Below are 13,566 nucleotides of genomic sequence, written 5' to 3'. Positions count from 1 at the left end.
CGTGAGGTCAGTTCGATGCCCGCCAGGCGACCGCGGCGGCGTCGATCACTTCCAACGCGTCGCGGGCGCCGTCCGCGTCCCCCTTCTCGAAGTCCTCCTCGGTCTGCCCCATCTGGTTCGTCACGTGCGCGAAGCAGACGACCGGCCGGTCTCGGACGTCGGCGAACGCGTACAGCGCCGCCGCCTCCATCTCGACGGCGAGGATCCCCTCGGACCGGGCGCGCTCGATCGCGGCCTCCGTCTCGCGGAAGGGCGCGTCGGTCGTCCACGTCGCGCCCGCGAAAACCGGACGCGACACCGCTTCGCACGCGCGCTCAACCGACTCCCGGAGGTCGGGGTCGAGGCTGGCGTAGCGGCCCGCCGACCGGTAGTGGTGACTCGTCCCCTCGTCGCGAAGCGCGCGCTCGACGAGCACGAAGTAGGGCGGGTCGTCCTTCGAGACGATCTGTCCCGAGGAGGTGACGCTCACGAGGAACTCGCAGCCGGCGGCGAACAGCTGCTCCGCGACGAGGACCGCGAACGACGCCCCGACGGCGCACCCCACGATCCCGAACTCCTCGCCGGCTCGCTCGAAGCGGTAGAGGTCGGTGTGATAGCCGGGCCACGTCTCGTCTTTTTGCGCCGCGCCCGTGGCCGCCAGCTGGCGGACGACGTCTCCGTCCGGGTCGAGGACGCAGACGTCCGGAACCGAGCGCTCCGGGAGGTCCTTCTGCCGGCGGGCGTTCTCCATGAGCGCCGCCGGTTCGAAGACGGACGGCTCCTCGAACGCCTTCGCCTCGAAGAGCGGCGACGCGTCCGAGTCGGACGGATCGGTCATACGACCGGTGTTCGCGGGAACAGGAAAGGACGTTGCGGTCGCTCGACGGCTCCGACGCGAGCGGCCGACGGCGGACGCGTTCGTGACCGGCAAGGTATTCGACGATCGTCGTATTGCTAGTCGACGTTCGTAGGCGCTCTACCGCTCGATTTCGCGGACGGATGGTAAAATGGTTAACGGGGGAGCGTGTCGCGTGAGGTGAGCTTTCACCACGCATGTCTGACACCGATCTCGTAATCATCGGCGGGGGGATAAGCGGGGCGTCGCTGCTGTACACGGTCGCGAAGTTCACCGACGTCGACGACGTCACGCTGATCGAGAAGGAGCGGGATATCGCCGCGATCAACACTCACCGGACGAACAACTCGCAGACCCTCCACTTCGGGGACATCGAGACGAACTACACCCTCGAAAAGGCCGAGGAGGTCAAGGAGGGCGCGGAGCTGCTCGCCGGCTACCTCGAAGGGGAGGACCCCGACCGCGAGATGCACAGCAAGCGGAGCAAGATGGTGCTGGGCGTCGGGGGCGAGGAGGTCGCCAAGCTGGAGGAGCGCTACCGCGAGAACGGGTTCGGCGACCTGTTCCCGAAGCTCCGGGAGATCGGCCGCGAGGCGATCGCGGAACTGGAGCCGAAGGTCGTCGAGGGGCGCGACCCCGACACCGAGCTCAAGGCGCTCCAGACGCCCGACGGCTACGTGGTCGACTACGGCGCGGTCGCGGAGTCGTTCGTCGACGCCGCCCGCGAGGAGGAGGGCGTCGCCGTCCACCTCGGGACGACCGTGACGAACGTGGACGAGCGGGGCGACGGCTTCCGCGTCGAGACGGACGACGGCGAGTTCGACGCCGAGGCGGTCGTCGTCGCGGCCGGCTCGCACAGCCTCCAGTTCGCCAAGGAGATGGGGTACGGCGAGGGGATGTCGCTTTTGCCGGTCGCGGGGAGCTTCTTCCTCGCTGACGACCTGCTGAACGGGAAGGTGTACACGTTACAGATGAAGAAGCTCCCGTTCGCGGCGGTCCACGGCGACGCCGACGTCCACGACGACGAGATCACCCGGTTCGGCCCGACCGCGAAGCTCGTGCCCGCGCTCGAACGCGGCCACCTCTCGACGGTGAGCGACTTCGTCGACGTGTTCGGCTTCAACCCCGACTCCGTGCTGAGCTACGTCAACATCCTCTCGGACAGGATCCTCTTCCCGTACGTCGTTCGCAACCTCGTGTACGACCTCCCGGTGGTCGGCAAGCGCGCGTTCCTGCCGGATGTCCAGAAGGTCGTCCCGAGCGTCGACGTCGACGACATCGACCGGGCGAAGGGGTACGGCGGCGTGCGCCCCCAGATCGTCGACACCGAGAACAAGGAGTTAGACATGGGCGAAGCGAAGATCACCGAGGACGGCATCCTCTTCAACATCACGCCCTCGCCGGGCGCGTCGACCGCGCTGAAGAACGCGATGACCGACGTCAAGACCGTCCTCGGCTTCTTCGAGGAGGACTACGAGTTCGACGAGGCCGCCTTCCGCGACGCGACCATCGAGAACTTCCCGCGACTCGACGACGGGGAGGAGGCCGACGACAAGACGGCGGCGCCCGACGCGGACGCGGGCGACGAGGTCGCGGCCGAGGCCGACGACTGATCGGAACCGGGCGCGAGCGACACGCGTAAGTAGCGCCCCGGCGGACTCGCCCCCATGGCATCGACCGGCGACGAGGGAGCGGAATCGGACGGCTCGGCGGGCGACGCCGGGGTCGTCGACCGCTGGACCGCGCTCGACCGCGGCTGGCAGGCGCTCGCGCTGGGCCTCGGAATCGTCGCCGCCCACGTCGCCGGACAGGCGCTGTGACGGGGGCTCTCGAGGCGGTCCGAGCGTACCTGCCCGGCCTCGCGCTGCTCGCGGGCGGCGCCCTCGCCGCGACGCTCCTCGCGGACGCGGTTTCCGGCCTCCAACCCCTCGTCGTCGCCGTCGCGATCGGGGTGGTCGTCGGGAACACGGTCGGGGTTCCCGAGGTCGCGGAGCCGGGCGTCGGCGTCGACAAACTGTTCTTGGAGACCGGCATCGTGCTGCTCGGCGCCGCGGTCGCGGTCGAGGAGTTCCTCGCCGCGGGACCGACCGTCCTCGGATTAGTGGTGGCGTTCGTCGCGGGTGGACTCCTGTTCGCGGAGGTCGTCGCGCGCGGCCTCTTCCGGATCGGATCGCCTACCTCGTCGCTTCTCGCGGCCGGCGCGAGCATCTGCGGCGTCTCCGCGGTCGTCGCGATCGGGAGGGTGCTGGACGCCCGGGGCGCCGCGATCACCTTCGCGGCCGCGACGATACTGCTGTTCGACGCCGCGACGCTCGTCGCGTTCCCGCTGGCGGGCGAGTGGCTCGGGCTCACCGGTCGGCAGTTCGGCGTCTGGGCGGGCGTGAGCATGTTCTCGACCGGGCCCGTCGCGGCCGCGGGGTTCGCCTACTCGCCCGAGGCCGGCCAGTGGGCGACCGTGACGAAACTGGCGCGCAACTCGCTTCTGGGCGGCGTCGCGGTCGCGTACTCGCTGGCGTACACGGCGCGGTCGGCCGCCGACCCGGGCGTCCGACGGCTCTGGGCGGAGTTCCCGAAGTTCCTGCTCGGGTTCCTGATCGTCGCGGCGGTCGCCAACGGGGGGCTGCTCTCGCCGGCCGCGCTCGACTCTCTCGGCCGCGTCTCGGACGCGCTGTTCGCGCTGGCGTTCGTCGGTCTCGGGCTCTCGATCCGGGTCGACGACATGCGCGCGGTGGGGGCCGCGCCCGTCGGCGCGGTGCTGGTCCACCTGCTCGTCGTGAGCGCGGTCGCGCTCGCGGCGGTGCGCTGGCTGCTTTGAAATGCGTCGGGCGCACACCGGCTCGCCGTGTGGCGACGCGGGTTCACGCCATATAAGTAGCGAGCGGGCACAGTTCGGGTATGGGAACCATCGGATTCATCGGCGGCAGCGGCATCTACGAGGCGCTCCCCCTGAACGACGTGCGGGAGGTCGAGTTCGACACCCCGTACGGGGAGCCGAGCGACGCGGTGACGGTCGGGGAGTTCGGTGACACCGGTCGCGAGGTGGCGTTCCTGCCGCGCCACGGCTCGGAACACGGCGTCTCTCCGACCGACCTCCCGTACCGCGCGAACATGTACGCGCTGAAGCAGGCCGGCGTCACGCACATCTTCGCGTCGAACGCGGTGGGGAGCCTGAAGGAGGAACTGGAGCCGGGGACGCTGGTCGTCCCCGACCAGATCTACGACCGGACGAAGGGCCGCGACCTCTCCTTCTACGGCGACGGCGTCGTCGTCCACCAGCCGTTCGCGGACCCGTACAGCCCCGAACTCGTCGACCACCTCACCGAGGCCGCGGAGTCGGCCGTCGGCGGCGAGGGCGACGACGGCACGAACGTCGTCAAGGGCGGCACCTACGTCTGTATCGAGGGGCCGCAGTACTCGACGCGCGCGGAGTCGGAGTTCTACAAGAGTCAGGGCTGGGACCTCGTCGGCATGACCGCGATCCCGGAGGCGAAACTGGCCCGGGAGGCCGAGATCGCGTACGCGACGATCGCCGGCGTCACCGACTACGACGTCTGGAAGGAAGACAGCGAGGTGACGCTCGAAGAGGTGCTCGAAAACGCCGAGCAGAACCAGAAAGCGATCAAGGCCGCCGTCGAGGAGGCCGTGCGATCGCTTCCCGAGGATCTGGAGTGCGACGCGCACACCGCGCTCGAAGGCACCGTCAACACGCCGACCGAGGCGATCCCCGAGGCGACGAAAGCGCGCGTCGAGCCGCTGCTGGGCGACTACTTATAAACACCAACTGCGGTGGCGCGTGCCGGTGAGCGGCCGACAGGCTGCGAACCGCACGCGCGAGGGAGTCAGTCGCCGGAGCGAAGCGGAGGCGACTGACGAGGCTGGGGAGGTGAGAGGTGCGGTGCGGAGCGGTGCGGGGAGGGGCTCAAAGGGGCAGTCGTGAGGTCGCCGTAGGCGACGTAAGCACCGCAGGGAGCGAGCAGCGCGAGCGACTGAGGAGCGCAGCGAGCGTACGGCGACCTCAGGACTGGGGCTTTGGAGGTGTTCTCCGTCGATCCGCAATCAGCTATTTATAAGCGAGCGACAATGACCTCAGAACCGGTGACGAAGTCGTAAACGCACTAGTCCGCGATCGCTTCCGACTCGCCGGTCATCGCCGCCGGGTCTTTCACCCACAGGTCGCCGAACAGGTCGTCCTGCTGGAGTCGGACCGAGCCGCGGTGCGCCATGAAAAGCAGCGCGAGGTACGTCATGAACGGGCGGCCGCCCGCGGTCTCGATCTCCGCGAACAGCACCTCCGTGCGCCCCCGATCGAAGTGGCTCCGGAGGGCGTTGTCGATCTCCACGATCACCTCCTCGATGTCCTCGTCGTGGGTGCGGTCGGTCGCGTCGCCCGCGGTCGGCTCCCCGTCCTGCCGGAACTCGTCGCCGGCGTGGTAGTCGAGCGTCTGCGTGCCGCGGGCGTGGCCGTGCGGCGACTCCGCGGTGTCGTACTCGCGGGACTCCTTCCACCACGAGCCGCGCTCGGCCTCGCGCAGCTCGCGGACCAGTTCGTCGAGCGTCTCCGGCGACCCGCGGGTGTTCTTGCGGTCGAGCCGGCGGTCGATCTCTTCTTCCAGCTTGTCGACCGGGTCGAACCCGTCGGCGGCCGGGTCGGGCGCGCCGCCCTCCATCGCGACCTCCCACGGCTCCGGCTCCGGCTCCTCGTCGTCGTCGTCCGCCAGCATGCCGTCGCTCTTCATCCGGAGTAAGACGCTGGCGTAGAACAGCGCCCGTCCGGTCGTCCGGAGGTCCGTCTCGTCGAGCTTCTCTAAGAAGGTGTCCGTCACCTGTACGATGTCGATGTCCCACGGCTCGATCTCGCCCTCCTCCGCGAGTTGGACGAGGAGCTCGACCGGCTCGACCTCGTCGTCGTCGGTCTCGTCGGGCGGTGAGACGCCGGCCACCTCCGGACCGGAGTCGGCGGTCGAGTCCGGGTCGTCGTCGGACGACGAGCCGCCGCCGAACGGGTCCGCGCCGTCGCGCTCGCTCGTCAGGTCGAGGTCGGGGACGCCGCCGTCGGCGTCGGCGCTCGACCCCCGGTCACCGCCCTCCTCAGTCATCCGCGCTCACCTCCTCGTCGGCGTCGTCCCCGAACTGCATGCCGGTGACCGCCGAGAGGTTGTCGCCCTGCATCGTGACGCCGATGGCGCGGTCCGAGCGCTCCAGCAGCGCCGAGCGGTGCCCGACGACGACGAACTGCGCCTCCTCGGCCAGCTCCTCTATCATCTCCCCGACGCGCTCGGCGTTGACCGCGTCGAGGAACGCGTCGATCTCGTCTAAGGCGTAGAACGGCGCGGGGTTGTGCCGCTGGACGGCGAAGATGAAGGAGAGGGCGGTGAGCGACTTCTCGCCGCCGCTCATCGCGTCGAGCCGCTGGACCGGCTTGTCCGCGGGCTGCGCCTTCATCGTCAGCCCCTCCTCGAACGGGTCCTCGGGGTTCTCCAAGACGAGTTCGCCGCTCCCGGCCGAGAGCCGTGCGAAGATGTCCTCGAAGTGGTCGTTGATCGAGTCGAACGTCTCCATGAACGTCTCCTTCTTCGCCGCCTCGTACCCCTCGATGCGCTCCTCGATGGCGTCGCGCTCCTCGACGAGCACGTCGCGGCGCTGTTGGATCTCCGCCAGCGCCTCCTGCACCTCGTCGTACTCGTCGATGGCGAGCATGTTCACCGGTTCGAGCGCCTCCATCTCGGTCTCTAGCTCTTCGATCCGCGACTCCACCTCGTCGAGGTCGGGGATTTCGTCGGCGTCGTACGCGCCCACCTGCGACTCCAGCTCGTCGATCTCCCACTCCAAGCGGTCGCGGCGGTCGGTGAGCTCCGAGAGGTCGGACTCGGCCTCGGAGACGAGCGACCGCTGCTCGTCGCGCCGCTGGGTCGCCTCGCGGATCTCCTCGCGGAGGTCCTCGCGGTCCTCCTTCAGCGCCGTGAGCTCTTCTTCGAGGTCCGCGATCGCCTCCTTCTTCGCCGCCAGCTCCGCCTCCCTCTCCTCGATTGCGGCCTCGTGGTCCGCGATCGCCTCCTCCGCGTCCGCCTTCGCGTTCTGGGCCTCCTCGACGTCGTCGTGGAGGTCGTCGAGCGCGTCCTCGGCGTACCCCTTCTCCAGCTCCAGCTCGTTGACCCGGCCGTCGAGCGAGCTCATCCGGCCCTCCAGATCGTCTATCTCCGCGCGGATCTCGTCGGCGCGCTCGGAGAGCTCGGGGATCTTCGAGTCGGCCAGCTCGGCCTCGATCTCCGATATCTCGCCGGCGAGCTCGTCGATCTCCGCGTCGGTCTCGGCCAACTCCTCGTCTAACGCCGTCATCTCCGCGTCGACCGACTCGCGTTCCGCCTCCAGCTCCTCCAGCTCGGCTTCCAACTCCTCGATCCGATCCTCGGCCTCCGCGAGGTCGTCCTCGGCGCGCTCGACGTCCGCCTCCAGCGACCGGACGCGCTCGGCCGCGTCGGCCTTGCGGTCGCGGGCGTCCTCGATGTCGTCGTCGAGGGCGTCGATCTCCGACTGGAGCGACTGCCGCTCGTCCTCGAGGTCGGATATCTCGGTCGCGAGGCGTTCGAGCTTCCCGCCGCCGGACTTCGTGAACGAGTAGCGGGAGCCGCCGCCGGAGCCGCCGGTCATCGCGCCCGACTTCTCGACGAGGTCGCCGTCGAGGGTGACCATCCGGTAGTCGCCCATCAGCTCCCGGGCGGTCGCCATGTCCTCGACGACGAGCGTCGAGCCGAGCACGTACGAGAAGATCGACTCGTACTCGGCGTCGTAGTCGACGAGGTCCCGCGCGAAGTCGACGACGCCCGGCAGGGAGGGCTTCCGCGGCAGGCTCCGGTCGTCCATCTCCGTGATCGGGAGGAACGTCGCCCGCCCCGCGTTGCGCCGCTTGAGGTAGTCGATACAGGTCGAACCGACGCCGTCGTCGTCGACGACGACGTTCGCCAGCCGGCCGCCCGCGGCGGTCTCGCAGGCCTCGGCGTACCGGGCCTCGACCGAGGCCAGCTCTCCGACCGCGCCGTGGACGCCGTCGATGCCGCCGCTCTTCACCTCGGTGACCGCCCGCGGCCAGGAGGCGTCGCCGCGCTGGTCGGCGGCCGCCTCCAGCTTGGCGTACTCGTTCTGCTTCTCGCGGAGCGTCGCCTCGACCTCTTCGAGGTGCTCCTCCTGCTCCGCCTTCTCCGCGAACAGGTCCGCGACCGCGTCCTCGATGGTCGCCTCGTTCTTCTCGGCTTTGTCGAGTTCGCCTTTCAGCTCGGAGATCCGCGCCTTGTGCTCCGGGAGCGACTCGCGGGCCGCCTCCAGCTTCTCGCGGGCCTCGCTCACCGCGTTCGAGCGTCTGCGGGCCTCGTCGAGCAGCCGGTCCTTCTCGCGTTGCGTCTCGTTTTTCTCCTCGCGGAGCGACTCGATTTCCTCCTTCCTCTCCGACAGCTCGGCCTTCAGCTCGTCGAACTCGGTGTCCGCGCCCTCGATTTCGGCCTCGACGTCCGCCAGCTCCGAGCGCTTCGTCGCCAGCTCCGATTTCACCGACGCCTTCTCCACTTTCGTCTCGCGGATCTCCGCCTCCAGCTCCTCGATCTTCTCTTCCTTGCGATCGATCTGGACGAACGCCTGTCGGCGGTCGTTCTCGGCCGACTCGGCGCGCGACTCCGCGGACTCGATCTTGTCCTCCAGCCGCGAGACCTCGCCTTTGATCTCCTCTATCTCCGAGCGGATCTCGATCTGTTCCTCTTCGCCTTTCGTCTCTATCTCGTGGTTGAGATCCGCCAGATCCTCCTCCAAGCGGGTGAGCTTCCCCTGTCTGGCGTCGAGTTCGGTCCGGAGCTCGTCGAGGTCCGCCTCCGCCTCGTCGATGTCCGCCTCGACGGCCGCGAGCGACTCGCGCTTCTCCTCTAGCTCCGAGGCCTTCCGGAACCCGCGGTACTCCTCTAGCTCCTCGCGGAGGTCCTGGTACTGGAGGGCGGTCTCGCGCTCGTCGGCGAGCTGATCGAGGCGGTCCTCCTTCTCCCCGATCCGGAGGTCCGCCTCGCCGATCCGGTCTTCGACGGTGTCTAGCTCCTCGTAGGCGGCCTCCTTCTTCTCGTCGAACTCCGCGACGCCCGCTATCTCGTCGATTATCCCCCGCCGCTGGTAGGGGGTCATGTTGATGATCTCGGTGACGTCGCCTTGCATCACCACGTTGTACCCCTCCGGCGTGACGCCCGCCGCCGCGAGCAGGTCCTGAACGTCCGAGAGGTTCACCGAGCGACCGTTGAGGTAGTAGTACGAGTAGTAGTTGTCCTCGGTCTCTTTCACGCGGCGTTTGATCGTGATCTCCGAGACGTCACCGACGTTCTCGGTGCCCGCGGCGGAGACGACCTGCGACCGGTCGAGGGTGCCGTCCTCGTTCGAGAGCACGACCGTCACCGAGGCCTCGTTCGGGCCGTCCGCGGCCTCGCCGTCGTCGTGGCCGGGGTTGTAGATGAGGTCGGTGAGCTTCTTCGCGCGGATCCCGCGGGTCCGGGCCAGCCCGAGCGCGAACAGCACGCCGTCGATGATATTCGACTTCCCGGAGCCGTTCGGGCCGGTGACGACGGTGAAGTCCTCGTAGAAGGGGATCCTCGTCGTCCGCCCGAAGCTCTTGAACCCGTCCAGAACGACTTCAGTAATGTGCATGTGGTCGGAGGCGACCGATCACGCGACGATGATGTCGTCGCCCTCGCTCGACTCGGTCTCGTCGTCGTCGGCCTCGTCCGTCGCCGTCTCCGCGTCGGGCGTCGTCGCGGACTGCTCGGGCACGATGACGTCCGCTTCCTCGGTCGCGTCGGCCGCGGTCGACGCGTCGTCGGACGGGTCCTCGACGGACTCGAAGACGTCGACGTGGTCGTCGGAGTGGGTCGTCCGCTCGCCGCCGGGCGCCGGCTCGTCCGCCGCCGATTCGGCCGCGGGGCCGTCGGACTCGCCCGCCGGGCGCTCGGCGTCGGCCGCGTCCGCCTCGACCGCGACCGCGCGTTCGTCCTCCAGCTGTCGGACGCGCTCTTTCATCTCGACGAGCTCTTCGGTGAGTCCGTTGACCGCCGCCTGTAGCTCCGCGACCTGCCGTTCGAGGTCCTCGACGCGGTTGCTCATTTATGTCCGTGTGTGCTCGCGCGACGCGTATAAATCTGCGTCAGACACATGTGTGACCACATACCACGGTCGGCCGCGTTCGGCCGGAAATTTCATATTTATTATATTTGTCGGACGCAGGGGGAAGATACTTGTATCGACCGGAGGTACTCTTTCGGTATGAGCAAGATCACCTTCCGGGCGGACGACGGGCTCGTCGACCGGCTGGAAGCGTGTGACGCCTCGAAGAGCGAGGTGATGCGGAAGGCGCTGCGGACGTACCTCGACGGGGACGACCCCGCCGCGTCGGACGCGTCCGACGCGCCCGCCGAGAGCGTCGACGACGCCCTCGCGGAGCGGGTCGACGAGCTGATCGCGGAGCGGCTCGACGCCGCCCTCGACGAGCGGTTGGGTCCGACGGGCGGCGCCGCGACGCCGACGCGGTCGCCCGGAAGCGCCGGCGACATCAACGTAAACGTCACGCTCGACGCTCCGAGTGCCGAATTCGACGAGTCGGAGGCGGACGTCGGCGCGACGCGCGAGACGGCCGGCGCTCCGGAGCCGGACACGCGTAAGACGGACGGGAGCCCGAGCGCGCAAACGCGAGCGAACGTCTGCGGCGGATGTGGCGAAAACGTGCCGTCAGACCACGTGTACTGCCCGAACTGCGGGGAAAAGCAGTCCCACAGGGCGTTCTGCGAGTGCGGCGACGAGATCCGGACGGACTGGGCGTTCTGCCCCGGCTGCGGGCGCCGAACCCCCGCTGCGGACGTGTTGAACGACCGGTGACCGGTGTCTGACGCCGTGACCCGTCGGAGAGGCAACGGGTCGCGAATTGTCTTACAACCACCGGTAGATTTATATTAGTAGGCTCGATGACTTCAACTGCGTAAGACGGTCGTCTTACAGCGGACGTCCGGCGCGGGGTGTCGCTCCGCATTCGGGCGGTTCCGGACTGTAAGACACACGCGTCGCGTGTTCGCCGTCTTACCGGGGGAATACCAATGGAGCGTGTGACACTACGAATCCCGAAACAGCAGATCGACGAGGTCGAACAGATGGTGGAGACGGGCGAGTTCCCGAACCGGAGCGAGGCGATCCGGTCGGCCGTCCGCGACATGTTGAACGAACAGGACGGCGACCGCGACGAGCGCGGCCGCAACCGCAACTGGGCGAAGGTGTAAACTGATGCAAGATCTCGTTCAGGACGCCCTTGACAACGCGGAAGCGGAGAAGCGCGACATGGACGTCGACATGGACGACGACGAGTTCGGGGACCCCCGGATCGTCATCGTCGGCGCCGGCGGCGCCGGGAACAACACGGTCAACCGGCTGTACAACATCGGCGTCGACGGCGCCGACACCGTCGCCATCAACACGGACAAACAGCACCTCAAGATGATCGAGGCCGACACCAAGATCCTCGTGGGCAAGTCGCTCACGCAGGGGCTCGGCGCCGGCGGCGACCCCAAGATGGGCGAGCGCGCCACCGAGATGGCTCAGGGCACGATAAAGGAGGTGCTCGGTGACGCCGACCTCGTCTTCGTCACCGCCGGCATGGGCGGCGGCACGGGCACCGGCGCGGCGCCGGTCGTCTCGAAGATCGCCAAAGAGCAGGGCGCCATCGTGGTCGGGATGGTCTCGACGCCGTTCAACGTCGAGCGCGCCCGCACGGTGAAAGCCGAGGAGGGGTTAGAGACCCTCCGCAACGAGGCCGACTCGATCATCGTCCTCGACAACAACCGGCTCCTCGATTACGTCCCGAACCTGCCGATCGGGAAGGCGTTCTCCGTGATGGACCAGATCATCGCGGAGACGGTCAAGGGGATCTCGGAGACGATCACCCAGCCGAGCCTCATCAACCTCGACTACGCCGACATGTCGACGATCATGGACCAGGGCGGCGTCGCGGTCATGCTCGTCGGCGAGACGCAAGACAAGAACAAGACCCAAGAGGTGGTCAACGACGCGATGAACCACCCGCTGCTCGACGTGGACTACCGCGGCGCCTCGGGCGGACTCGTCCACATCACTGGCGGCCCGGACCTCACGCTGAAGGAGGCCGAGGGGATCGCGAACAACATCACCGAGCGGCTGGAGGCGAGCGCCAACGTGATCTGGGGCGCCCGCATCCAAGAGGAGTACAAGGGGAAGGTGCGCGTCATGGCGATCATGACGGGCGTCCAGAGCGCGCAGGTGCTCGGCCCCTCGACCCAGAAGCAGGCGGACAAGTCCCGGGCGGCGGTCAACGGCGACGACCTCGGCGACTCGCGCCAGCGGGCGGCCGAGGCGAACGACGCCGCGGGCGGCCGCGGCGACAGGGGCGAGGCGGCGGTCTCCGGCGGCACCGAGCGCAACGCGTGGGAGTCCGACGGCGGTAGCGAGCCGATCGAGAAGAACAACGGGCTGGACGTCATCCGCTAGGCCTCCCGCGACCGCCGCGGTCCGGCTTCGACATCGCTTTTCTCGGTCCCGCGTCGACCTGGCGCGAGGACTTAATATCACGCGGTCCGTGTGACGCTACGTGTCACGCCACCAGCCGGGCCGGGCGTCGCCGCGTCGCTCCGGCGCCGTCAGCGAACGGGACGAACTCGCGACCCGATGACCGACGCCGCGCTCTACTTCACGGGCCCGGAGACCGTCGAAGTGCGGGAGACGTCGGTCGGTCCGCCGGGCGCCGACGAACTGCTCGTCGACACTCGGGCGTCGGCCATAAGCGCCGGGACGGAACTGCTCGTGTACCGCGACCAGACGCCGGACGACCTCCCGGCCGACGAGGCGCTCGACGCGCTCGACGGCGACCTCTCGTACCCCCTCCGGTACGGGTACGCCGCGAGCGGGGTCGTCACCGAGGTCGGGGCGGACGTCGACCCGGAGTGGGTCGGTCGGTCGGTGTTCTCGTTCGTCCCGCACCAGACGAGCTTCCGCGCGACCCCCGAGTCGGTGGTCGCGCTCCCGCCGGGGACGACGCCGGCCGTCGGGGCGCTCCTCCCCTCCGTCGAGACCGCGACGAACATCGTCCTCGACGCCGCGCCGCGGCTCGGAGAGCGGGTCGTGGTGTTCGGCGCCGGCGTGATCGGGCTCTGCGTCACCCGACTGCTGGCCGCGTTCCCGCTGGAATCGCTCGTCGTGGTCGACCCGATCGAGCGCCGTCGGACCCTCGCCGCGGCGTTCGGCGCTGACCGGACGACGACGCCGGCGGCGCTGGACGACGTAGCCGACGCCGACCTCGCCGGTTCGGACGCCGCCCTCGACGACGCCGACCTCGCGGTCGAGCTCTCCGGCCAGCCGAGCGCGCTCGACGACGCCATCGGCGTCGTCGGCTACGACGCGCGGATCGTCGTCGGGTCGTGGTACGGGACCAAACGCGACCCGATCGGACTGGGCGGGCGGTTCCACCGGGACCGCATCGACATCGTCTCCAGTCAGGTGTCGACGATCAGCCCCGAACTCCGGGGGCGCTGGGACCGCGACCGTCGCATGGACGCGGCGCTCGACCGGCTCGACCGGATCCCCGCCGACGATCTGATCACCCACCGGATCCCGTTCGATGGCGCGGCCGAGGCGTACGAGCTGCTCGACTCGGGGTCCGACGCGGCGGTTCAGGTGGTCTTGGAGTATTCGTGAAC

Annotated in this window: 12 protein-coding genes; 8 read left to right on the top strand and 4 right to left on the bottom strand. The window is 68.8% G+C overall.

Features of this window, described 5'->3' with window-relative positions:
* Positions 1 to 7: 7 nt before the first annotated feature.
* The gene (locus KI388_RS01010) at positions 8 to 817 is read right to left on the bottom strand and encodes a nucleoside phosphorylase (protein ID WP_215087569.1); all 810 of its coding nucleotides are present in this window, start codon (positions 815 to 817) and stop codon (positions 8 to 10) included.
* Positions 818 to 1,032: 215 nt separating this feature from the next.
* On the opposite strand from KI388_RS01010, the gene KI388_RS01005 reads away from it, so the two are divergent.
* From KI388_RS01005 to mtnP, 4 genes are all read left to right on the top strand, one after another.
* Positions 1,033 to 2,448 carry an FAD-dependent oxidoreductase gene (locus KI388_RS01005; RefSeq protein WP_215087568.1) on the top strand — a complete coding sequence of 472 codons (1,416 nt, stop codon included), beginning with the start codon at positions 1,033 to 1,035 and terminating at the stop codon, positions 2,446 to 2,448.
* Between the two features lie 54 nt (positions 2,449 to 2,502).
* Positions 2,503 to 2,655: a hypothetical protein gene (locus tag KI388_RS01000; RefSeq protein ID WP_215087567.1), complete on the top strand. Its 153-nt coding sequence runs from the start codon at positions 2,503 to 2,505 to the stop codon at positions 2,653 to 2,655.
* A complete protein-coding gene (locus tag KI388_RS00995; RefSeq protein WP_215087566.1) occupies positions 2,652 to 3,650 on the top strand; it encodes a putative sulfate exporter family transporter in 999 nt (332 codons plus the stop codon). The genes KI388_RS01000 and KI388_RS00995 overlap by 4 nt, the downstream gene beginning before the upstream one ends.
* 80 nt (positions 3,651 to 3,730) lie before the next feature.
* Entirely contained in the window at positions 3,731 to 4,609 is an 879-nt protein-coding gene (gene mtnP / locus KI388_RS00990; protein ID WP_215087565.1) for an S-methyl-5'-thioadenosine phosphorylase, read from the top strand.
* A gap of 341 nt (positions 4,610 to 4,950) precedes the next feature.
* Here mtnP and KI388_RS00985 read toward each other — a convergent pair whose 3' ends face one another.
* The 3 genes from KI388_RS00985 to KI388_RS00975 are packed head-to-tail and all read right to left on the bottom strand — an operon-like array spanning position 4,951 to position 9,958.
* On the bottom strand, positions 4,951 to 5,931 hold the full coding sequence (locus tag KI388_RS00985) for a ScpA family protein (RefSeq protein ID WP_215087564.1): 981 nt from the start codon (positions 5,929 to 5,931) through the stop codon (positions 4,951 to 4,953).
* A complete protein-coding gene (smc, locus tag KI388_RS00980) occupies positions 5,924 to 9,505 on the bottom strand; it encodes a chromosome segregation protein SMC (RefSeq protein WP_215087563.1) in 3,582 nt (1,193 codons plus the stop codon). The genes KI388_RS00985 and smc overlap by 8 nt, the downstream gene beginning before the upstream one ends.
* Positions 9,506 to 9,523: 18 nt before the next feature.
* A complete protein-coding gene (locus tag KI388_RS00975; protein ID WP_215087562.1) occupies positions 9,524 to 9,958 on the bottom strand; it encodes a bZIP transcription factor in 435 nt (144 codons plus the stop codon).
* Between the two features lie 159 nt (positions 9,959 to 10,117).
* On the opposite strand from KI388_RS00975, the gene KI388_RS00970 reads away from it, so the two are divergent.
* The 4 genes from KI388_RS00970 (at position 10,118) to KI388_RS00955 (ending at position 13,564) form a co-directional block, all read left to right on the top strand.
* Positions 10,118 to 10,726, top strand: a complete 609-nt coding sequence (locus KI388_RS00970; RefSeq protein WP_215087561.1) for a zinc ribbon domain-containing protein — start codon at positions 10,118 to 10,120, stop codon at positions 10,724 to 10,726.
* Between the two features lie 215 nt (positions 10,727 to 10,941).
* On the top strand, positions 10,942 to 11,121 hold the full coding sequence (locus tag KI388_RS00965) for a ribbon-helix-helix domain-containing protein (protein WP_049906530.1): 180 nt from the start codon (positions 10,942 to 10,944) through the stop codon (positions 11,119 to 11,121).
* Positions 11,122 to 11,125: 4 nt separating this feature from the next.
* The gene (ftsZ, locus tag KI388_RS00960) at positions 11,126 to 12,361 is read left to right on the top strand and encodes a cell division protein FtsZ (protein ID WP_215087560.1); all 1,236 of its coding nucleotides are present in this window, start codon (positions 11,126 to 11,128) and stop codon (positions 12,359 to 12,361) included.
* Between the two features lie 177 nt (positions 12,362 to 12,538).
* A complete protein-coding gene (locus tag KI388_RS00955; protein WP_215087559.1) occupies positions 12,539 to 13,564 on the top strand; it encodes a zinc-binding alcohol dehydrogenase in 1,026 nt (341 codons plus the stop codon).
* Positions 13,565 to 13,566 lie beyond the last annotated feature (2 nt).

It is taken from the genome of Halorubrum sp. 2020YC2 (assembly GCF_018623055.1).
Taxonomy (GTDB): domain Archaea; phylum Halobacteriota; class Halobacteria; order Halobacteriales; family Haloferacaceae; genus Halorubrum.
This window is presented reverse-complemented; position numbering and strand designations above follow the sequence as displayed.

Bases quoted from the DNA above. Each gene is read 5' to 3' on its own strand.
- KI388_RS00970 (WP_215087561.1), top strand. From the start codon at position 10,118: ATGAGCAAGATCACCTTCCGGGCGGACGACGGGCTCGTCGACCGGCTG.
- KI388_RS00965 (WP_049906530.1), top strand. From the start codon at position 10,942: ATGGAGCGTGTGACACTACGAATCCCGAAACAGCAGATCGACGAGGTC.
- KI388_RS01010 (WP_215087569.1), bottom strand. From the start codon at position 817: ATGACCGATCCGTCCGACTCGGACGCGTCGCCGCTCTTCGAGGCGAAG.
- KI388_RS00955 (WP_215087559.1), top strand. From the start codon at position 12,539: ATGACCGACGCCGCGCTCTACTTCACGGGCCCGGAGACCGTCGAAGTG.
- KI388_RS00985 (WP_215087564.1), bottom strand. From the start codon at position 5,931: ATGACTGAGGAGGGCGGTGACCGGGGGTCGAGCGCCGACGCCGACGGC.
- KI388_RS00975 (WP_215087562.1), bottom strand. From the start codon at position 9,958: ATGAGCAACCGCGTCGAGGACCTCGAACGGCAGGTCGCGGAGCTACAG.
- ftsZ (WP_215087560.1), top strand. From the start codon at position 11,126: ATGCAAGATCTCGTTCAGGACGCCCTTGACAACGCGGAAGCGGAGAAG.
- mtnP (WP_215087565.1), top strand. From the start codon at position 3,731: ATGGGAACCATCGGATTCATCGGCGGCAGCGGCATCTACGAGGCGCTC.
- KI388_RS01000 (WP_215087567.1), top strand. From the start codon at position 2,503: ATGGCATCGACCGGCGACGAGGGAGCGGAATCGGACGGCTCGGCGGGC.
- smc (WP_215087563.1), bottom strand. From the start codon at position 9,505: ATGCACATTACTGAAGTCGTTCTGGACGGGTTCAAGAGCTTCGGGCGG.
- KI388_RS01005 (WP_215087568.1), top strand. From the start codon at position 1,033: ATGTCTGACACCGATCTCGTAATCATCGGCGGGGGGATAAGCGGGGCG.